Origin of the sequence: Pseudoalteromonas sp. SWYJZ98 (genome assembly GCF_015864495.1) — a bacterium.
Classification (GTDB): Bacteria; Pseudomonadota; Gammaproteobacteria; order Enterobacterales; family Alteromonadaceae; genus Pseudoalteromonas; species Pseudoalteromonas distincta.
Map to the genome: position 1 here is coordinate 1 of NZ_JADYXA010000053.1, position 22,337 is coordinate 22,337.

At 38.5% G+C, this 22,337-nt stretch carries 14 protein-coding genes, 1 tRNA gene and 1 pseudogene; 13 read left to right on the forward strand and 3 right to left on the reverse strand.

What is annotated here, in order from left to right:
- The first annotated feature begins 25 nt into the window (after positions 1-25).
- Both I6F10_RS18285 and I6F10_RS18290 read left to right on the forward strand, forming a co-directional pair.
- Positions 26-101: transfer RNA gene (locus I6F10_RS18285), tRNA-Glu, on the forward strand.
- A gap of 296 nt (positions 102-397) precedes the next feature.
- Positions 398-664, forward strand: coding sequence for a DksA/TraR family C4-type zinc finger protein (locus I6F10_RS18290; RefSeq protein WP_197099219.1), 267 nt, complete (start codon positions 398-400; stop codon positions 662-664).
- 285 nt (positions 665-949) lie between these two features.
- On the opposite strand, the gene gloA is transcribed toward I6F10_RS18290, so the two are convergent.
- A complete protein-coding gene (gloA, locus tag I6F10_RS18295; RefSeq protein WP_024594782.1) occupies positions 950-1,351 on the reverse strand; it encodes a lactoylglutathione lyase in 402 nt (133 codons plus the stop codon).
- Between the two features lie 624 nt (positions 1,352-1,975).
- Between gloA and I6F10_RS18300 the strand changes: the two genes are divergently transcribed.
- The 10 genes from I6F10_RS18300 (at position 1,976) to I6F10_RS18345 (ending at position 16,532) form a co-directional block, all read left to right on the forward strand.
- Positions 1,976-2,854, forward strand: coding sequence for an NAD(P)-dependent oxidoreductase (locus I6F10_RS18300; protein ID WP_002962960.1), 879 nt, complete (start codon positions 1,976-1,978; stop codon positions 2,852-2,854).
- Positions 2,855-3,001: 147 nt separating this feature from the next.
- Positions 3,002-5,260 carry a polysaccharide lyase 6 family protein gene (locus I6F10_RS18305; RefSeq protein ID WP_197099220.1) on the forward strand — a complete coding sequence of 753 codons (2,259 nt, stop codon included), beginning with the start codon at positions 3,002-3,004 and terminating at the stop codon, positions 5,258-5,260.
- Between the two features lie 5 nt (positions 5,261-5,265).
- Positions 5,266-7,482: a heparinase II/III domain-containing protein gene (locus I6F10_RS18310; RefSeq protein ID WP_197099221.1), complete on the forward strand. Its 2,217-nt coding sequence runs from the start codon at positions 5,266-5,268 to the stop codon at positions 7,480-7,482.
- Positions 7,483-7,487: 5 nt separating this feature from the next.
- Positions 7,488-7,832, forward strand: coding sequence for a cupin domain-containing protein (locus I6F10_RS18315; RefSeq protein ID WP_002962963.1), 345 nt, complete (start codon positions 7,488-7,490; stop codon positions 7,830-7,832).
- A gap of 2 nt (positions 7,833-7,834) precedes the next feature.
- A complete protein-coding gene (locus tag I6F10_RS18320; protein WP_002962964.1) occupies positions 7,835-9,142 on the forward strand; it encodes an MFS transporter in 1,308 nt (435 codons plus the stop codon).
- Positions 9,143-9,216: 74 nt separating this feature from the next.
- A complete protein-coding gene (locus I6F10_RS18325; RefSeq protein WP_197099222.1) occupies positions 9,217-10,149 on the forward strand; it encodes a sugar kinase in 933 nt (310 codons plus the stop codon).
- A 229-nt stretch (positions 10,150-10,378) separates the two neighbouring features.
- A complete protein-coding gene (gene eda / locus I6F10_RS18330; protein WP_182756262.1) occupies positions 10,379-10,996 on the forward strand; it encodes a bifunctional 4-hydroxy-2-oxoglutarate aldolase/2-dehydro-3-deoxy-phosphogluconate aldolase in 618 nt (205 codons plus the stop codon).
- A 14-nt stretch (positions 10,997-11,010) separates the two neighbouring features.
- Positions 11,011-12,093, forward strand: a complete 1,083-nt coding sequence (fbaA, locus tag I6F10_RS18335) for a class II fructose-bisphosphate aldolase (protein WP_197099223.1) — start codon at positions 11,011-11,013, stop codon at positions 12,091-12,093.
- Positions 12,090-13,052 (forward strand): class 1 fructose-bisphosphatase, encoded by a 963-nt coding sequence (locus I6F10_RS18340; protein ID WP_197099224.1) that lies wholly within the window; start codon positions 12,090-12,092, stop codon positions 13,050-13,052. Before fbaA ends, I6F10_RS18340 begins: the two co-directional genes overlap by 4 nt.
- 441 nt (positions 13,053-13,493) lie before the next feature.
- Positions 13,494-16,532: a TonB-dependent receptor gene (locus I6F10_RS18345; protein WP_197099225.1), complete on the forward strand. Its 3,039-nt coding sequence runs from the start codon at positions 13,494-13,496 to the stop codon at positions 16,530-16,532.
- A gap of 320 nt (positions 16,533-16,852) precedes the next feature.
- Here the strand turns inward: I6F10_RS18345 and I6F10_RS18350 are convergent, their stop codons facing one another.
- Both I6F10_RS18350 and I6F10_RS18355 read right to left on the reverse strand, forming a co-directional pair.
- Complete coding sequence (locus I6F10_RS18350) at positions 16,853-18,763, reverse strand: aminotransferase class V-fold PLP-dependent enzyme (RefSeq protein WP_039489417.1); 1,911 nt, start codon at positions 18,761-18,763, stop codon at positions 16,853-16,855.
- A 610-nt stretch (positions 18,764-19,373) separates the two neighbouring features.
- Positions 19,374-19,622, reverse strand: a pseudogene (locus I6F10_RS18355) (endonuclease III); the annotation flags it as partial.
- Between the two features lie 182 nt (positions 19,623-19,804).
- Between I6F10_RS18355 and I6F10_RS18360 the strand changes: the two are divergent.
- Positions 19,805-22,222: an SIR2 family protein gene (locus I6F10_RS18360; RefSeq protein WP_231620006.1), complete on the forward strand. Its 2,418-nt coding sequence runs from the start codon at positions 19,805-19,807 to the stop codon at positions 22,220-22,222.
- Positions 22,223-22,337 lie beyond the last annotated feature (115 nt).

A 22,337-nucleotide genomic window follows, 5' to 3' on the forward strand; every position in this document is an offset into this window, starting at 1 on the left:
AGTTGTCCTAGTGACACATTTATGTGTCCCCATCGTCTAGAGGCCTAGGACACCGCCCTTTCACGGCGGTAACAGGGGTTCGAATCCCCTTGGGGACGCCACTTACTTGTTTTTTAATGGGGAAGTGTAGTGTTATTAAGATAAAATCCAAAAATCCAAAAATCCAAAAATCCAAAAATCCAAAAATCCAAAAATCCAAAAATCCAAAAATCCAAAAATCCAAAAATCCAAAAATCCAAAAATCCAAAAATCCAAAAATCCAAAAANCAAAAATCCAAAAATCCAAAAATCCAAAAATCCAAAAATCCAAAAATCCAAAAACCCAAAAATATTCAGTACTTATAAAGATTCAATTTGGTAGCATAAATTTAAACATCCAACTTTATTAGGAGGATTTATGGCAAGTGGATGGGCGCGAGACGGTGCAATTCAAGATCAAATTGATGCAAGTGTTAACGACGCCGTACAGTATGCAAGAAGCAATTTAATATCTGGCGCAAGTGCAGAGTTATGTGATGAGTGCGATGAGAAAATCCCACAAGCACGAAGGCTTGCGTTACCGGGTGTACGCTACTGTGTGCAATGCCAAGCTGCGATAGAAGGTAATGGTGCCAGCGCTAAATCGTTTAATAGGCGTGGTAGTAAAGATAGTCAGTTGCGTTAAAAAAAGGTGCTGCAAAGCACCTTTTATTTAATACCAATCTGCATAACCATTTGAACTATATATAAAATTAAACCTCTCCATAGTTATACCAACCAGCATAAATCTTTGATCAATTTAACGAATTAAATTGCACTATAACGTCGTTAAAAATTTTTTATTTAGAACAACTAGATACAAAAATTTTTGCCTAGTTCTAGCGTAATTTTTTTAACGTTAAATAGACCCCATATATAAGCAGATTGGCACTAAGCAAATTGTTATTACTTGAATTGGTTGTTAAGTAATTTAAAATTTACTCATGTCTTCTTTTTTCTGAATTAACTCAATTGCATAGCCATCTGGGTCTTTTACAAAAGCAATTTCAGTAGTACCGCCTTTTACAGGCCCTGGTTCACGGCTTACATTGCCGCCAGCAGCTTTAATATCTGCACATGCTTTGTAAATATCATCAAACTCAATAGCAATATGACCATATCCATTACCTAGGTCGTAGCTATCCTCGTCCCAGTTATAAGTTAGCTCTAAGACTGTGTTATCTGCTTCGTCGCCATATCCAACAAAGGCAAGAGTGTATCTGTATTCACTGTTATCAGCTCTGCGTAATTCTTTCATACCTAATATTTCAGTATAAAAAGCAATTGATTTATCCAAATCGGCTACACGAAGCATAGTATGTAATAAACGCATTTTTAGTTCCTTTAGTTATTTATTCAAAGTTAAGGGGATTTTTAACTAAGCGCTATTATTAAGCGCGTTTTAGGGGGTTTATATGTATTAGCCATATATATAGGCATTACATATAAATCACAAGCTTAATATGAGAGTGGCCTTAAAACAGTTTGAGTTCGACCTTTATAAATTACCAATTAATGAATCATTTTATTAAATTTTGGATGTTTAAATACCCAGTACTCAATTATTGGTCAACCTATTAGTATAAAAAAGTTACTGACTGTTCAACTAAAGTTAACCTTTGCTTAATTGCGCTGTTGATATGTAACTATGTGTTTTAATAAGATATTAAATTAATTTTTGTGTAATTTGTAAAAGTGTGGCGTTTGCTTGGTTAACTTATTGGTTGACAAAAAAGTCGTATGGTAATACAGTTTTTGCATACCAATTGGTAAGCTGCTTGGTTTGAGTGAATACAATGTATTGGTAATTAATCAGAGTTACGTTTTGCACAGGTTAATTTATAAATAACTCAAGCTTAAAGTTACTCTACAAATTGAAACAAAAGACACAGCGTATTTATAGAGTAAATTTTACTTGTTCTTATAAAAGTATGCGCCACATATTTAGGAGTTATTCATGTCAAAACCAGTCATCGGTTTCATCGGCTTAGGCTTAATGGGCGGCAACATGGCCGAAAATTTACAAAACAAAGGCTATGAGCTAATTGTTATGGACCTTAGCAAAGATGCGGTTGCAGCATGTGTTGCTAGAGGCGCAAAAACAGCAAGCACTGCAAAAGAGCTAGCTGAAGGTTCAGATATTGTTATGTTTTGTCTTACAACGTCTGCCGTTGTAGAAAAAATTGTTTACGCAGAAGACGGTATCCTAGCGGGTATTAAAGAAGGTGCAGTATTAGTTGATTTTGGTACTTCTATCCCATCATCTACTAAAAAAATTGGTGCTGATTTAGCAGCTAAAGGCGCAGGCATGATCGACGCGCCACTAGGTCGTACACCAGCACATGCTAAAGACGGCCTTTTAAACATTATGGCTGCAGGCGATATTGATACATTCAATAAAGTTAAACCAGTACTGGAAGATCAAGGTGAAAACGTTTTCCATCTTGGCGAGCTAGGTGCAGGTCATACAACTAAGCTTATCAACAACTTCATGGGCATGACGACAGTATGTGCTATGTCACAAGCATTTGCAGTGGCAGAGCTTGCTGGTGTTGACCGTCAACAACTTTTCGACATTATGTCGACTGGCCCATCTAACTCACCGTTTATGCAATTTTGTAAAAACTATGCAGTTGATAATGTTAGCGACCTTGGTTTCTCGATTGCTAATGCAAACAAAGATTTAGGCTACTTCCTACAAATGGTAGAAGACCTAGGTACTGAATCAAAAATCGCTGAAGGTTCATCAGCTAACCTACAAGCAGCGTTTGACGCTGGTATGGGTCAAGGTAACGTTCCTGAAATTTTTGATTACTTCAAAAAGTTAGAAAAGTAATACTTCTCGACCTTATTGAGCGCTTTGAGCTTTAACTTAAAGCGCTTTAACACACATGACACCAATTGACTAAAGTCTTTGTGCAATGTCAGCCTTTTTTAATTCTGATGAAACACTACTTTCAGTCACAACGAAAAAGAGTTAACTATGCGTTTGATTAATACAATAAAGCTTAGTCTAGTTCTCATCGGTTGCATATCCACACAAGTAGCGGCCAAAGATTATTTTATAGAAAATAAACAAGCTTTTAATGATATCGCAGCTAATCTAGTTGCTGGCGACAAAGTAGTACTTAAAAATGGTACTTGGTCTGACTTCGAAATTTTACTTGAAGGCCAAGGTACAAAAAACTCTCCTATTATATTAACCGCTGAAACTAACGGAAAAGTAATTCTATCAGGCCAATCTAACCTAAGACTTGCAGGTAAATACCTTGAAGCTTCTGGTTTAGTATTTAAAGACGGCTACACACCGAGCTCAGCTGTAATAGAATTTCGTAAAAATAAAAATGAATTAGCCTACAATTCACGAGTTACTCAAACAGTAATCGATAATTACAGTAATCCAGACAAACGAGAGTCTGATTATTGGGTTGCCTTATATGGACAACATAACCGCTTTGATCATAGTCATTTAGTTGGCAAACGAAATAAAGGTGTGACAGTTGCTGTTCGTTTAAACACTAAAGCAAGCCAGGAAAACTATCATCGTATAGATAACAACTATTTTGGCTACCGTCCTACTTTTGGTTCTAACGGTGGTGAAACCCTGCGTATTGGCACAAGCCATTACTCACTAACTGATTCGCATACATTGGTTGAAAATAATTACTTTGAACGTACCAATGGTGAAGTCGAAATTGTTTCGGTTAAATCAGGTAAAAACATCCTTCGTAATAACGTATTTTATGAAGCGCGCGGTACATTAACGCTGCGCCATGGTAATGGCAATCTTATAGAAGAAAATATTTTTATTGGTAATGGTGTTGACCACACAGGTGGTATTCGCGTTATCAATAAAGACCAAATTGTAAGAAATAACTACCTACAAGGTCTAACAGGGTATCGTTTTGGCAGTGGTTTTACTGTGATGAACGGCGTACCAAATTCATCTATAAATCGTTATCACCAAGTTGAAAATGCGACAATTGAAAACAACACATTTATAAATGTGCGTCATATTCAACTTGCCGCTGGTAGCGATGCTGAGCGTAGCGCTGCACCTAAAGATAGCGTAATGAAAAACAACTTAATCATAACTCAAGATGGTGAACAGCCATTTACAACATTTGATGATGTAAGCGGGCTGGTACTAAGTAACAACATTGCTGATACAAAAGTACTTTCTGAGCTAACGTACGGTGTAAAAAAAGAAAAAATCACGCTTAAAAAAGCAAGTAATGGTCTACTTTACCCAACATCTAAAAGTTTAAATGTAGGTGCAAAGCGCGATTTAAAAGTACTTAAAAAAGAAGATACCGGTGTTAGCTGGTATGCAAAAGTACCTGCTTTAGTTGATTTTGATTCTGGTAAGACACATTCTGTTAAAGCTGATGTAAGTGCATTACTAGACGCTATTGATAATGCAGAGTCGGGTGATGTTCTAGAACTAGCGCCTGGCCAGTATGATGTTTCTAAACTGGTTAAAATTGATAAAACGTTGACAATTAAAGCAAAGCAGAACACAAAGTCTAAACTTACTTTTCAACGCTCTACCTTGTTTGAAATACATGATGGCGGCAGCTTAAAACTAGATGGTTTATCTATTTCAGGTGAAAACGCGCCAGATGCAATAGGTAACAGCATTGTTCGTACGCAAAAATGGGGTATGGTTGATAATTACCGCTTTGTAATGACCAACTCAGAGTTAAATGCTTTAGATATTAATCATTCATTCCATTTCTTTATCACTGGTAAAGGTGCAATGGCTGACGAAATTATTGTTACAGGTAATACCTTTAATACAGTAACAGGTGACATTTTAGGTCTAAATACTGAAATTGAAGACTTAGGTGTTTATAACGCGGAATACGCCATTGTAAATAATAATACATTTAATAATGTAGAAGGCGGTGTACTTAAGCTTTACCGTGGTGGCACTGATGAAAGTACATTTGGTCCTCATTTTGAAATGACAAATAACACGCTTAATAATGTCGGCCTTGGTAAGCGTAACAAAGAGCAAGCGAGCATTTATGTTCATGGTGTTCAGGTTACTAATATCAAAGATAATAAATTTGTTAAATCTGCTCCTATTGTTGTAGAGCACACAGTAGGCGAGCCTAAAACTGAAATCTCAGGCAATACATTTGATGCCACTAAAGCACCAAGTGTTAAAGAGTTAAGAGTTAAAGGCCCACATACAGCAGTATTAAAAAATAACAACATTTTAAATAAGGCAGGGTAAATACTATGTACTTATTAAAATGCCAAACACGTTTTAAAATAGCTGCTGTAGCTGCAATTACATTACTTACATCACTGGGGGCGCATGCAGCGCACCCAAACTTAGTGATTACTACTGATGATGTTAAGCAAATGCGCCATGCAATTAGTAGCAACGGTAGCACAAAGTTTGCTACTGCGTTTGAATTGCTAAAAGCGCAAGTAGATGAACAAATTGCACAGCCTATCACTGTACCCGTTCCAAAAGATGGCGGTGGTGGTTATACACATGAGCGCCATAAGAAGAATTACCAACTTATGTACAACGCGGGCATTATTTATCAATTAAGCCAAGATGATAAATACGCAAACTATGTTCGTGATATGTTGCTTGAGTACGCAAAATTATACCCAACGCTTGGTCTGCATCCAAAACGTAAAATGGACTCGCAAAACCCAGGGAAATTCTTTTGGCAAAGCCTAAATGAAGCAATGTGGCTTGTGTACACAATACAAGCTTATGATCTAATTTATGACTCGTTAAATGCCGATAATATTAAAACAATCGAGAATGACTTACTCCGTCCTGTTTCGTTGTTCACATCTGTAGGCCAACCGTCTACATTTAATAAAGTACATAACCATGGAACATGGGCAACAGCGGGTGTTGGCATGGCAGGGTATGTATTAGGTGAACCTGAGTGGGTAGAAAAATCATTATACGATTTAGAAAAGTCGGGTAAGGGTGGCTTTATTAAGCAGCTAGAGATGCTGTTTTCACCACAAGGTTACTATAACGAAGGTCCTTACTATCAACGCTTTGCACTATTACCATTTGTAACGTTTGCTAAAGCGATTGAAAACAACGAACCACAAAGAAAAATCTTTGAATATCGCGATGGCATATTATTAAAAGCGATTGATACGACGATTCAACTTAGCTACAACGGTTTGTTCTTCCCAATTAACGATGCAATAAAAAGTAAAGGCATCGATACCATTGAGTTAGTAAATGGTGTAACGGCAGCGTACGGCTTAACCAACGATGCAGGTTATTTAGATATTGCTAAGCAACAAGACCAAATAATTCTCTCTGGTGATGGGCTAAAAGTAGCTCAAGCACTTGATAACAACATGGCAAAACCTTATTCGTTTAAATCTGTTGCCTTCGGTGATGGTAATGATGGTAAACAAGGTGCTCTAGTTGTAATGAGAACGCAGGTAGGTGGCGATCAAGCACTGCTGTTTAAACCTGCTGCACAAGGTTTGGGCCATGGTCATTTTGATAAATTAACATGGCAGTTTTACGACCACGGAAATGAAATTGTATCTGATTATGGCGCAGCACGTTTTTTAAATGTAGAAGCTAAATACGGCGGTCGTTATTTACCTGAAAACGAAACTTACGCTAAACACACTGTTGCGCACAATACGGTAGTGGTTGACGAAACAACGCATTTTAATGCAAATGTTGAAGTAGGAAATAGTAATTACCCTACACTTAACTTTTTCGAAACAAATAAATACGGCACGGTTTCAAGCGGCGAAATAAGCACAGCTTATAAAGGCGTTGATCTTGAGCGTACGCTTGCACTTATTAACTTACCTGAACTACAAAGCACAGTTGCACTTGATATATTTGATGTTGTTGCAAATAAAGCGCATCAGCTTGACCTGCCTTTGCATTATAAAGGTCAGCTTATCGATACCAGCTTTGAGTTAAAAGCAAATGCAACGCAGCTGTCTGCGCTAGGTACTAAAAATGGCTACCAACATTTATGGCTTAAAGCTCAAGCGCAACCTCAAAGTGGTTTAGCTAAAGTAACGTGGCTAAACGAAAATGGTCGTTTTTATACGCAAACGAGCTTGGTTAAAGGTGATGAGTCTTTCTTGTTTACTCAAATAGGCGCAAACGACCCTCACTTTAATTTACGCAACGAAAATGGTTTTATTCGTCGTGTTGAGGGTCAAAAGCAACATAAGTTTATATCTGTATTAGAGCCACATGGTGAGTACAACCCAAGTAAAGAATATACCCTAGAAGCTGTTAGTCGAGTTACAAAGCTTGAATATAGTCAGCAGGGCGATTTAACACTTGTTGAACTTGATATTAAAGGCAACTCATATTTAGTGGCAATTAATAAACCACAAACATCAGCTAAAAACACATTCAATTATCAAAATAAAGAGTTCACTTTAAATGGCCGATTAGGCGTTTATATGATGAACAATAATCAGGAGTAAATAGGATGCAAAAGCAAAGCGCAAACTTTTCATTTGGTAACGAGACCGAAATAGAAGACTTAGGAAATGGTCTAAAACGTCAAATGCTAGGTTATAACGAAGAGCTAATGGCTGTTAAAATTTGGTTTGAGAAAGGGGCTATTGGTTATAACCATGCTCACAGACATTCTCAAGTAACGTATGTTGTTGAAGGTGAGTTTCACTTTAACATTGATGGCGTAACTAAAATCTTAAAACCGGGTGATAGCTGCTTAATCCCACCATTTGCTGATCATGGAGCTACCTGCCCAACAGGCGGAATCCTGATTGATACTTTTAGCCCAGCGCGTGAAGACTTTCTTGAGGATTAATTATGCAACTTAAAGGCTTACGTTGGTGGGTTATAGCGCTAATAGCGCTAGCTACCATTATTAACTATATCGACCGCCAAGCACTTAGTGTGCTTTGGCCGGACATTGTTGAAGATTTATTTCCTGATGAATCAGCGCTAGAACGCAAACAAATATACGCTAATATTTCTATTGTGTTTGTATTTGCTTATGCATTTGGTCAGGCAATCTTTGGTAAAATATTTGACTGGGTGGGCACACGCTTCGGTTTTGTACTATCAATAGGTGTTTGGTCTATTGCAACCGTTGCGCATGCATTTGCACAAGGTGTACTTAGTCTTAGTATTTTTCGCGCAATCTTAGGTGTAGCAGAAGCCGGTAACTGGCCTGGTGCAGCTAAAGGTAACGCAGAATGGTTCCCTACTAAAGAACGTGCTTTAGCACAGGGTATTTTTAACTCTGGCGCCGCAATTGGCGGTATTATTGCTATTCCTTTAATTGCTTATTTAACTATCTACTTTAGCTGGCAAATGGTGTTTGTTTTTGTTGGTGCATTAGGTTTCCTTTGGTTAGTTCCATGGTTAATTTTAGTTAAAGCGCCGCCTAGCTCACATCCTTGGCTGACTGCCGAAGAACGTGAATATATCTTAACGGGTCAAAGACGTGTTGATGACAACGGTGATGTAACTGGTGAAGACGAAGAGGAATATAACCCTACAACTGCTGAGTTACTTTCTCGTAAGCAAAGCTGGGGTGTAATCATTGCCTCTGCCGCAATTGACCCAATTTGGTGGTTATTTGTATTTTGGATCCCTATTTACCTAAACGAAGTATACGGTATGGATGTTAAATCTATTGGTATATACGGTTGGGTACCTTATGTTGGCGCTATGTTTGGTGCTTGGTTTGGTGGCTTATTGGCTCAAAACCGACTCAAAGCAGGTTGGAATACAGATAAAACACGTAAGCTTACTATTACGCTGGGTTGTTTAATTATGTTACCAGCGCTACTTGCAATGGCAAATCCAGGCGGACCAACAACAGCGGTACTAATTATGGCTGTTATATTATTTGGTTTTCAAACTGCAATTGGTAACGTGCAAACACTACCAAGTGATTTGTTAGGTAAAAAAGCAGTGGGTACATTATCAGGTTTTTCTGGTATGGCGGCAAAGCTTGGTGCTGTAGGTCTTACATCGCTAGTACCTTTTCTTACTGCTGATGGTAACTACACACCAGCATTTGTAATTGGTGCTTCTTTAGCCATCATAGCAATGGCAGCTGTTTGGATTTTAATTCCAAAAATAGAACCTCTTAAAAAGCCTCAATAATCTAGATAATAACTGCTATGCCAATATGTTTTGTATAAGTGCATAGCAGTTAACTACATAGGGTAACTTCCAAGATGAAAAATATTTACTTTATCGGTGAATGCATGCTCGAGCTTAGAGCTATGAGCGCGGCAACACTGCACCAATCATTTGCAGGCGATGTTTATAATTCTGCAGTGTATTTAAAACGTTGCTTCCCGCAGGTTACTACTTCGGTTGTTACGGCTTTAGGTCAAGATAATTTAAGTAAAAAAATGCTAGAACGCTTTGAGAGTGAACATATAAATACGCAACTTGTATTTACTCACGATACCAAAGTACCTGGTATGTACTACATAGAAACTGATGAGCATGGTGAGCGTAGCTTTATTTATTGGCGCAATGATTCTGCAGCTAAAAAGGTTGTTGATTTTTTAGATGCTGATGCACTCGAGCAGCTTAGCCAAGGTGATATGTTTTTCTTTTCAGGAATCTCATTAGCAATAATTGAAGAAAGTGCACGTGAAGACTTTTGGAAAGTTGTAAAGCAGCTTAAAGATGCTGGGGTTAAAATCGTTTTTGATCCTAACTATAGAGCACGTTTGTGGAATAGTGTAGAGGAAACAAAAGAGCAGTATCATTTAGCCTTTACGTTTGCAGATATTACCCTACCAGGCGTTGAAGATTTAACAACACTTTATGACGTTCATAGCGTAGAAGCAGTTGTTGAATATTTAAAGCCTTACCAAATTGAAGAAATTGTTGTTAAAAATGGCCCTGAATCGGTAGTGACAAAAGAGGGCGATACCCTTCAAAGCCACACTATAATACCGGTAACAAATGTTGTAGATACGACATCAGCAGGCGATGCTTTTAACGGTGTTTATTTAGGTGCTCGTTTATCTGATAAATCAATTTCAAGTGCTGTACAACTTGCTGCAAAAGCAGCAGGTGCGGTTATACAACAGCCAGGCGCTATTGCTCCAAAAGATATATTTCAGCTAGCGATGGTTGAAGCTGGCATCTGATACCAATTTTATTAAAAACATGATCACCTTAGCGTATTAAATAACTCACTAACTACGTTAAAAATTATTTATATAGAACAACTATTTATCATAATTTTAGCCTTGTTATTGAGCTATTTTCTTGTCGCTATAATAGCTCATTGATTTAATGCAATTGGTATAACAAAATAATTAAACATTAAAGGCCGCCATACCTCGGCCGCATTACTTTTTATAAAGGAACAACGTTATGACTCGCTTTTCTGAACTTATGTCAGGACAAACACTGCTACCTATAATTCAAGCAGATACACCAGAGCAAGGTGTTCAAATAGCGAAAGCTATGGCCAATGCTGGGCTTACTTTAGTTGAAGTAGTGCTAAGAACAGAGGCATCAATAGAGGCATTAAAAGCTATTAAAGCACAGGTGCCAGAACTAAAAGTAGGTGCGGGAACAGTCATCAATACTGATATTTTGGAGCAAGCACTTGAAGCGGGTTCTGATTTTATTGTAACCCCAGCGGTGTCTCCTACGTTACTTGAAGCACTTGCTAAATGTAATGTGCCGGTACTTCCTGGTGTATCAAACACAGGTGATATTTTAATGGCGCTTGAATATGGCTTTGAAGAGCAAAAATTATTCCCAGCATCGCTTGCTGGTGGCGCTCCTTTTGTATCAGCTGTGTCGTCAGTATTTAGAGCAGTCAGCTTTTGCCCTACAGGCGGCGTTAGCGAAAGTAACAAAATGGACTATCTTTCTTTAAATAATGTATTCGCCGTTGGCGGTACTTGGATAGCGAAAAAAGAGTGGGTTGAACAAGAAAATTGGCAAGCAATTACTGATTCTTGTATCCAGGCTTTAAAATAGAAAGGATTTCATAAATGAATTATTTAGCCCCAACAATACTGCCAGGCGTAATCGTTGGCGATGAAGTAAGTGCTGTGTATGAACATGCGCGTACTAATCAGTATGCGTTGCCAGCGGTAAATGTTGTTAGTACAACATCTATAAATGCGACGCTAGAAGCTGCTAAAAAGAAAAACTCGCCCGTTATTATTCAGCTTTCTAATGGTGGAGCTCAATTTTTTTGTGGTAAAAGCTTATCTTTACCAGAGCAACAATCAGCAGTGCTTGGGGCGGTAAGTGCTGCAAGATATGTACATTCAGTGGCAGCACATTATGAAGTAGCAGTGATGCTTCATACTGATCACGCAGCTAAAAAGCTACTACCTTGGATTGATGGTTTGCTTGATGAAGGTGAAAGACACTTTGAACTGACTGGCAAACCACTGTTTAGCTCGCATATGATTGATTTGTCAGAAGAGCCTTTAGAAGAAAATATCGAAATTTGTGAACGTTACTTAACGCGTATGGCAAAAATAGGTATGACGCTTGAAATTGAGCTTGGCTGCACGGGCGGCGAAGAAGACGGTGTTGATAACTCACACCTAGACAGCTCTTCTTTATACACTCAGCCTGAAGATGTTGCATTTGCTTACGAACGTTTAAGTCGTATTAGCCCTAATTTTATAATTGCAGCGTCTTTTGGCAATGTTCACGGTGTATATAAGCCAGGAAACGTTGTTCTTACACCAACTATTTTAAAAGATTCACAAGCTTACGTATCAGAAAAATTTAATCTACCAAGCAACTCAATTAACTTTGTGTTTCATGGTGGTAGTGGTTCTGAGTACGATAAAATTGCAGAGTCTTTAACCTATGGTGTAGTTAAAATGAATATTGATACCGATACGCAATGGGCGTGTTGGACAGGTATTTTAGACTACTACAAAGATAACCAAGCATACCTACAAGGGCAAATTGGTAACCCTGACGGGGATGATAAGCCAAACAAGAAATACTATGACCCTCGTGTATGGTTGCGTCATTCAGAGCAAAGTATGGTTGCAAGGCTAGAGCAATGCTTTGACGATCTAAATTGTGTAAACAGGTATAGCGCATGAAAAGATTAAATACAGTATTGAAAGAAGACGGTGTAGATACCGATCTTATTTTACTTATTCGCACAATTTTAGCGACCAGTAAAGAAATTGCTTTTCGAGTAAGCCAAGGTGAATTAGCCGGTGTTTTAGGCTCAACTTTGAATGAAAACGTTCAAGGTGAAGTTCAAAAAAAGCTTGATGTAATTGCAAACCAACTACTTAAAGACATACTACTTGACGACAGCAGCGTTCGATCTGTTGCATCAGAGGAAGAAGATCATGCGGTAGGTGGCCACCCTGAAGGTAAGTTTATTGTTGCTTTTGACCCGTTAGATGGCTCTTCTAATATTGATGTTAATGGGCAAATAGGCACTATATTTACTATTTACTTAGCCCGTGATGATGTTCCTTTTGATAGCGACGAGCAATTTAGTCAGCCCGGTGTAAATCAAGTATGTGCAGGCTATGTGTTATACGGCCCTTCATCATTACTTGTAATGAGTACTGGCGGTCCTACGCGTTGTTATACGTTAGACTCAACACATGGCGGTTACTTACTGACAAATAAGCAGTTAAGTGTGCCAGAACAAAGTCGTGAATTTGCCGTTAATATGGCTAACTACCGTTACTGGGACGAACCAACACAAGTGTATTTTGATAAATTGCTATACACCTGTGAAAGCTTTGAAAAAAGCTCAATGCGTTGGAATGCAGCGATGGTAGGTGACGTTCATCGTATTTTATGCCGAGGCGGGTTATTTTTGTATCCACAAGATAAACGCAGTGGTAACGATAACGGAAAAATAAGACTGCTTTATGAAGCAAACCCGTTAGCACTTTTAGTTGAAAACGCGGGTGGTAAAGCAACCTCTAGAGGAACGCGAATTTTAGATATTGCGCCAACTAGCTTGCACCAGCGTGTGCCTGTTGCTTTGGGTTCAAATGAGCCTGTAGAGTTTTATAATAACGCTATTTTATAAAGCATCACTTAGTATATAAATAAAGTAGGGGCAAGATAATAACCCCTACTTTTTAACAATTTATCTAACGCATTCCTAATATCCACTTCTCTTACTCAATAGGTATCAGAATCTAATTTCTTAAATACCTACTAAGTAACAGCATTAATTAATCCTTCAAACTTGGGTGTTATTAGCTCCGAGTACCTAGTTTTATTTGATTGAATTTTACTAATCATTCCTTGTTCTCAATTATTCGTATTCTTCGCTTTAAACCTATCTGACATTGCGGTAATGGTAATAAATGGTAATTGGTATACTTATTGGTAATATTTAAATCTAAAATTGGTTGATCATAGTGCTTCGTTTAAGTATATTAATGTTAAAGGTTACATAAAATATACATCAACATAACAAGCTAACACACTAAAATCACACAACAACAACCAGCGGAGAATTAAAATGTCGTTGAAGTCACGAGATAACAATAATTCTACAACAGGGCAGTTTGCAATGCGCCCAGTTGCAAAATGGGTAAGAACAGCGGTCATCGCAGGTATGGCAAGTTCTTGCGTATTTACAGCAAGCGCACAGGAAGATCAGGGAAAAGCGACAGAAGTTGAAGAAGACGTTGAAATAATTAGTGTTACAGGTACGCGTAGAACGATACAAGATCAAATAGCGATCAAGCGCGAGTCAACAACCGTTGTTGATGGCTTATCATCAGAAGACATTGGTGATTTACCAGCACTTTCTATCGGCGAAGCACTTGAATCAATTACAGGTGCTGCATCTCACCGTGAAAACGGTGGTGCTACAGAAATCACTATCCGTGGTCTTGGTCCATTTTTAAGTGCAACACACATTAATGGTCGTGAAGCGACTAATGGTAGTGGTGACCGCTCAGTTAACTTTTCGCAGTTTCCATCTGAACTTGTAAAAAAAGTAGCAATTTATAAAACGCAAGATGCGTCAATGATTGAAGGCGGTGTTGCAGGTGTTATTGCACTTGAAACTATAACTCCACTTGATTTTGGCAAGCAACGTGTATCAGCTGAAGTTAAACTAAATTACAACCCAGATGAAGGTAATGTAGATAACTCACTTCAAAGTGACGCGGGTTACCGTGGCACGTTTAGTTATGTTGACCAGTTTGAATTTGATAATGGCCAAGCCATAGGTGTGTCTTTTGGTGTACAGCGCCAAGATATTAGTCAACCAGAAGCTGAATACAGAAGCTCTAGCCCATCAGGCTCTTCATTATGGGCGTGTATAAACGATCCAAATAATACCAATGAAGGTTTTTATCGTAGTAAAGCAGGCGACTGTGAAGATCAAGTAAGTGGCGAAAAATTAAAAAACCAAGGCTACCAAACCAAAATTGATCCTGAAACGGGTAAAGCCGAAAGTGATGGTACTCCGTATGCTTGGACTGGTAGTAGCCGTAGTTACCGCCAAAACGAAACATCAGATGAGCGTGATGCAATGTTTTTTGCACTGCAGTACCAGCCGTCAGCTGATTGGGATGTTAACTTTGATGCACAAATATCAGATAGAACACAAAAAGAAGCACGCCACGATTTAATCTTTTTACAAAAACGAGCAACACCTGGTGTAACCGGTCCAACACTTGTAACTAACGATGTAGGCGGTATTTTACATTGGGAAGGTGAAGAGCGCATTGAATCAGCGGGTGAGCAATTTTCTCGTGAAGAAAACTACCAAGGTTATGGCATAAATATAGAACATACAGTTACAGATAGATTAACTGTTGATTTAGATTTAGCGTACTCAAAAACAGAACGCGAAGAACTTCAAATATCTAACCGTGGTAGAACCTCAAGCCAAACTTTCTTTTCTTGGGATATGGGCGATGAAATCCCTCATTTCACATTAACAGACTTTGACGTAACAGATATTTCAAACTTTACAGATAGCCTAAGAACACGACTTGACCGTGAAAATGTTCGTGAAAACGAAGTTATTTCAGCGCGACTAGATTTTGAGTATACCTTAGATGGCAATGTTTTCACCAGTATTCAAGGTGGTATTAGAACATCTGAAATGACCTTCCTACAGTATGGTGGTAGCCAAGGTAACGGTTCAAGAAATGAATTTACACTAGACTCTGGTACTGAAGTGCTTGACGTATTACAGGGTTGTCAAATCGATTTCCCTGAATCAGGCTTTTTATCAAGTGTATCTGATGGCGATATCGTAACAAATGTCGATAGTGACGGTAACGTTGTAGATAGCGGTACAGGTTCATCATGGGCTACATACGACAACGTATGTTTCTCACAAGCTGTAGCTGGTTCTAACGCTGATGGTGTGTTTGCTTACCCAGAAGTTGAATATGAAAATGCAGGTACAATTGATGTAACAGAAAAAACAACATCAGTGTACTTAATGGCTAACTACGATACTGAAATGTTTGGCAAATTCATTCGCGGTAACTTTGGTCTTCGTATTGTAGACACAGAAGTAACTTCGATTGGTTTTAGAAATAGCTTTGATGTTGTAACAAGTGATACCGGTGTACTATCTCTGGTTGAATCAGATAATGGTTCACTAGATAAAATAAAAAGCGGTGGCGATTACACTAAGTATTTACCAAGCTTTAACCTAGTTATTGATTACAGTGAAGATATTTTATTCCGTGCAGGTATATACCGTGGTATGTCACGCGCAGATCCATCTGATTTAGGCTATAGCCGTACATTCCAAGAAGATACAGAAGGTACAGCAACATCAATCAGCGATTTATTAGTGGGTGTAAATGGTTCTGGTAATCCAGACACTCAACCACTTATGTCTTGGAACTACGACGCTGCGTTTGAATGGTACCCTAACGAAGATTCAATCTTAGCGTTAAGCCTATACTACAAACAGTTCAATGGCGGTTTTCAACAACAAACCGTAATTGAAGAATTTACTGTTGGTGGTGAAACAGTTTCACTACCAATCACCAACTCTGTTACGTCAGACGAGGACAGTGAAATACTAGGCCTAGAAGCTTCATTTTCTTACCGCTGGGATAATGGCATCGGTATGAAATTTGGTTACAACTATGCAGACACTGACTTTGAGTTCCAAGATAGCTTATACGGCGATACGTTTGTTACTGATGTAGACGGTAATACTACACAATTAACTGACGGTATTGTTGAGTCGGCTTCAGTACCTGGCTTCTCAAAGCATGTATTTAGCAGCCAGCTGTACTACCAAATTGGTGGGTTTGATACTGCCGTTATTTACAAATATCGTAGTGAGTATTTCCAACCATATACTACAAATGGTACTCGACTTCGTTATGTTGATGGCGTAGGCGTATGGGAAATGCGCGCATCATACAAAATTGATGAGCACTTTAGAGTTAAAGCAGAAGCAATTAACTTGTTCAGCGCACCTAAATCACAAGATTTCTTTGTTGAAGGTAACCTAGGTGAAGTGAATGACTACGGCCCACGCTTATTCTTAGGTTTAAGCTACAAGCTGTAATAATAGTTAAACATTAAATCTCATTAAAAAGGCGGTTTTACCGCCTTTTTTCATGTTTATAATTCAAGTTAGATTAGTTATGTAGACTGGTATGTGCCAGTGTAGGACGGATAAGCGAAGCGGCATCCGACACAGTAAAATACCTTGCCAATTATCATCAACATTTTATGTTGTCGAGTGGCTGAACTCACAGCCCAAAGGAAACAAAAAATCTAGCCCGTTTGATCTTCAAACTCACACAAACCTTCAATGTTACAGCGGCAATATCTTACGATACTACCGCCAGTAATAATGCTCGAGATAGTATTAAACCAATACCTTTATTTTTTAACCTTACCCTTAAGAACATAAATTTCACCATCGAAACTGCCTTGAATCGTCAGTCCTTGGCTTGCCAACTCTTGCAAGTATTCAACATGATCATCAGTAATATGCTGGCCTGGGACTAAAAGCGGTATGCCCGGTGGGTATGGAGTAACTAAACCTGCACAAATGCGGTTGTTACTTTTGCTAATAGGCACAGATTCGCGGTCGCCATAAAAAGCATCGCTTGGAATACACGCCAAGTCTATGGCTGGTAAATTTTCAGGTAAGCGAGCTCTACGCGTCGATTTCGATAGTTTTACTTTACCGCTGTCTAGCTTTTTCAATGCATTGTACAAACGAATTATTTTTGAGCGCGTGCCGCCAAGCGTCAGTAAAACCAAAATGGTGCTGTGTGTGTATTTTTCTATCTCTAGCCCAATTTCATCCAGTAGATATTTATGAATATCTTTTAATGAGTAAGGTAGCTCACTAATATCAATAAGGATCTTTAATGGGTCGTGGCCCATATTATCACCACTAAAATGCGGGAATATTTCCATAAAGTCTTGCTTAGCTAATACTTTAATTTGCTTAAGCGAGGCCATCTGTTGTTTAAACTCCTCAACATGATTTAGCAGCGCATTGAGCAGCTTATAGCCTTCCATCTCTAATTGCTTTTGGCACACGTCAAGCGATGCAATAAGCTGATATTTAGGCGATGTACTAGCGTAGATACTATAAATCTCTCGAAAGAAATCGGCATCAAAATCGGGATCGTTAATATGAATATAAGACGCTTGAGAAAACGCCGATACTACTTTATGCGCCGAATGCGTAATGTAGTCAGCCCCTGCATGTATCGCAGAATAATGACGAAAGCTAGGATGAAACAAAGAGTATGCAAACCAGGCTTCATCTATAAATACCTTAATACCATATTGATGAGCATAATCTACGACTTGTTTTAGGTCGCTAAGTAAGCCATCGTAAGTACAACCGGTAAGCACTAGTAATTTAGCATCAGTATTGTTTTCAATTGCTAACTTGATGTCGGCCAACGATGGTGGCGCGAAAATGCCATATTTTGGATTTAAGATACTCGCCAAGTAAATGGGGTAACTAGCTGATTGCAAGATGCCATAGTGTACTGATTTATGGCAATTACGGTCGACAATTACTTTATCTCCCTTACGCAGGAGCGTCTGCAAGATGATTTTATTTGAGGTAGATGAACCATTTGTAACAAAGTAGGTGTGCTTAACTTCAAACGTTGCCGCAGCTGATTCTTGAGCGCGACCAATAGTATTAGTGCTGTCTGATAATGAGCCTAGCGAGTCTACCGAAACCGACAGGTCGCCAACAAATACATTGCGGCCGTAAAACTGATAAAAATCTTTGATGTAAGGTGAGTTTCTAAAGCTAGAACCCCCACTATGACCCGGTGTATGCCAAGAGTCGTTTGCTTCACCAACGTAACGACGATACGCCGTCCAAAATGGCGTTTCAGAGCGGTCGTCAAAATCGTTGATCATATAACCTAAAATGGCTTCTGGGTCAGAAATTACTTCATCTTTAAAAAAGAATGATTCGATTTCTTCTGACTCGTTTACGATCTCCAGCCCTTTAGTGTCGTCGCCAATAACATAAACCGGCAGCTCAAGACGAATTGCCTTTAACTCTTCAATAAAGCGGCTATACATTCGCTCACCCACTTTGTTGTGCATATCCCAACTGAGAACCACGGCTTGAATATCACCATCTTCCTCTACATGTTCCAACGCGCGTTTAAGCTCAAGGCATTCAATAATATCGATATGAATATCGTCTCGCTCAAAGTTAGGAATAGTCTTTGACAGATTAGTTGAAAGCCCTTGTAAGGTGGCTGGGTCTTGTTCAATTATCAAGATACGAAGTAGAGGTAGCATAGAGGGTTTCGCAATATAATTTTATAATGCTCACTAGCATAACTAAAGGAGTGATCGTTGTGAAATTAATACTTTGATAATTTTCACTGTTAGTCTTAAACGCCCTAGTGAGTTTGGGAAAGATGAAAGCCGAGAAATATTTTGGTTTTATGTTTGTAGGCGTGGCTTTATGCAGCGTTTTGGGGTTTATGCTTTATTGCGCGAGGTAAACTAGCGACTACGGGTTTGGTGTTGTATTTGTAGGCGTGGCTTTATGTCGCATTTTTGGGGCTTATTCTTTATTGCGCGAGGTAAACTCGCGACTACAGGGTTGGTGCTATGTTTGTAGGCGCGGCTTTATGCTGCGTTTTTGGGGTTTATGCTTTATTGCGCGAGGTAAACTCGCGACTACGGGTTTGGTGTTGTATTTGTAGGCGTGGCTTTATGCTGCGTTTTTGGGGGTTATACTTTATTGCGCGAGGTAAACTCGCGACTACAGGGTTGGTGTTATGTTTGTAGGCGTGGCTTTATGCAGCGTTTTTGGGGCTTATGCTTTATTGCGCGAGGTAAACTCGTGACTATGGGTTTGGTGTTGTATTTGTAGGCGCGGTTTTATGCCGCGCTTTTGGGGCTATTCAGTCTTATCTTTAAACTCACACAAGTCTTCAATAATACAGCTGCCGCACTTTGGCTTACGTGCTACGCAGGTATAGCGCCCGTGCAGTATTAGCCAGTGGTGTACGTCTACTTTAAATTCTGCAGGTACTACTTTTTCAAGTTTTTGCTCAACGGCTACAACATCTTTACCCATTGCAAGCTTGGTACGGTTAGATACACGAAATATATGTGTATCTACGGCTATTACCGGCCAGCCGAGAGATAAGCAAGGTAGTTATCAGGTTGAAAGTATAATAGCACTTGAATTTCCCTGCTTTTCAGTGGCATAGTGCCTAATGCAATAAAATAATATGGATTTTCCATGGCAGAACTTTTAATTCCCCAATCTTTAAAAAATACTTAGCTAGCAATGACGTTATTCCTTTGATTGGTGCAGGTGTTTCTATGTCTGTCGAAAACAAAGATGGGAGTAGGGCTTTTCCATCTTGGCCTGAACTACTTAATTTTGCAGCAGAAAGATTGGAAGATGAAGAGTTATTAGATGATAGTCATCTAGTAAAATTGCTTGTGAAGAAAGGAAAGCTCCAACAAGCTGCACAAGAAGCTCAAGAGCAATTGTCAGGCAGGCGCTGGTATGATTTTATGCAATCCCAATTTGTAATAGATTTCACTCAATTGGACGATAGCTGTAAGGCGTTACCACAAGCAATTTGGCAATTAAGTAACAGGCTTGTAACCTTAAATTATGACAAGGTATTAGAATGGGCACATACAGAATCAGTTAATGTTTGTGCTTTTGATAACGAAAATACAAATCGACTTGCAGAATTTTCACGCAATGGCTCCCAAGAAATGCTTTGGCATTTGCATGGTAAAATCGAAAATCCTAAGCATATGGTGCTTACTCCACAATCATATAATCGGTTATACCAAGAAGATGCTGAAGAACATTATCAGGCTGCGCTTACCAAGTTCAAAGAGCTGTTAAGCAACAAGATTATTCTTTTTATTGGTTGTTCACTTGATGACGCAGAGCTATTGGCTGCAATAGTAAAACAAAATAAATTGTTTGATAATAATACTGGTCCTCATTATGCGCTGGTAAGAGAAAGTGATAAGCAGGCAATTGATGCTAAATTGACTGGCATCCCAGTTAATACAATTACTTTTAGTGACTTTGGTCAACCGTTAATTGATGCTGTACATCAATTGGTTGAATGCAAAAATCAACAAGAGCAGCAACCAAAAGAATCAATTCAACCACTTAAGGAAGAACCAAATAAGCACGATAAAATTGGTCTATTTACAGCCTCACCTTTAGATAAGCCAATAGATGATTCGGATATCATCGCAAAACTTAAAAAGTTTAAATATCCTATTTCGCAACAAGCTTTTACTGAAAGTAACTTAATGGAGGCTGATGTTTATTCCATTTTATTTTTATTGGCCAAAACAACGAGTAGTGGATTGTTGATTGAAGACGATAACGCTTGTAGTGATTACTTAGCAATTGATGAACTAGAAAGTAGCTTACCAATTAATGCTAAAATAACAGTGTTGATCACAGATAAACTATTGAATGAGCAAGAACTAGGGCAAGTTAAGTTTCCATTACTGGTTTTCCCTCTGTTAAATCAACAAGGCAAAGATCTTAAACCTCTTGATAAATTAGCACATCAGCTATTTAAAAGGCCGGATGTTAAACACTTCATTGATAAAAGTGATGTTCAATCGGTGCATATTAGTGGTGAGTTATTAGAATCCCTGAAACCAGAAAACCGTCAGCATTGGCATAAGTATCAACCATTACTACCTAAAGGTATTAATACAAGTGAATTGCAAGGCTTTACAGGGCGTTTATCTGATTTAGCGGATATCAGCCAAAAGCTTGCTAAAGCAGCCAACAAACAAAGGTTATTAACAATTAAAGGCAGTGGAGGCTTAGGTAAAACAACAATAGCAAAAAAAGTGGCATTGGAATTAGCGAATCGCGGGCATTTTGATGCAGGTGTGTATTTTATCGATTGTGAACATATCTCAAGTAGCAATCAGCTTGAAATACACATCGGCAGTGCCTTTAACTTACTTGCCGCTGATGATTTATTTGGTCACTTAGCAAAACATCATGATCAGCAACAGCGTTTACTGATTTTTGATAACTTAGAAAGTTTATTGTATTTAAAACAAGCGGATAAAAGCCAAAACAAGCAAGAGGTAGAACAAGTTAAGTTCTTGTTATCGCAAGCACTAATTTACGCAAATGTGTTGGTTACTTCCAGAGAAAGCATTAATGCAGAGTGGGAAGATGTGTTGCCATTCCGGCAAATGGAATCTGAAGAAGCATTAGCATTATTTAATCGCCTAACTAAAAACGGTTATCGCAGTGATAAAGATCAAGAGTTTGCGCGCAGAAAAATTCTAGAACCACTGCTAAATAATAACCCGTTAGCCATTAAGTTAATTTGTGATGGTATGCCAGCGGGTAAAAGCTTAAAAGAGTTAAAGCAAGAGTTAGAAGACGACTTTTTTGATAAGGTTAAAGAAGAAGACTTAACTTTAATGTTTGACGATGAAGTTGATTTGAATATTAATCGGCAAGAGTCTCTTTATGTTTCTATTCTTTATTCTTACCGTTCATTAGAGGAACATCAGAAACGTACATTGGAATCCTTCTCGTTATTTCCTGACGGAATAGACCTCGATACTTTTAAACGTATAGTAACAGAGAGTAAGAGAAGGGATAGAAACGAAGAGGCAAATAAATTGAAAAAGCCGATTAGCGATAAAGATATTGCCATACTTACAAATAAATCATTAGTCGAAGCCGGTGTTTTTCAAGTTAGTTGTCGCATCAAGTGGTAGTGTTTAGAAATCTGTGTCATTTCAGTATTATTAAGAAAACAGGAGTGACACATGACTCAATCTTTCGATTTCAACAAAGCATTAGCTGAACTTCAGGCTGGTAAAGGTCTTACTG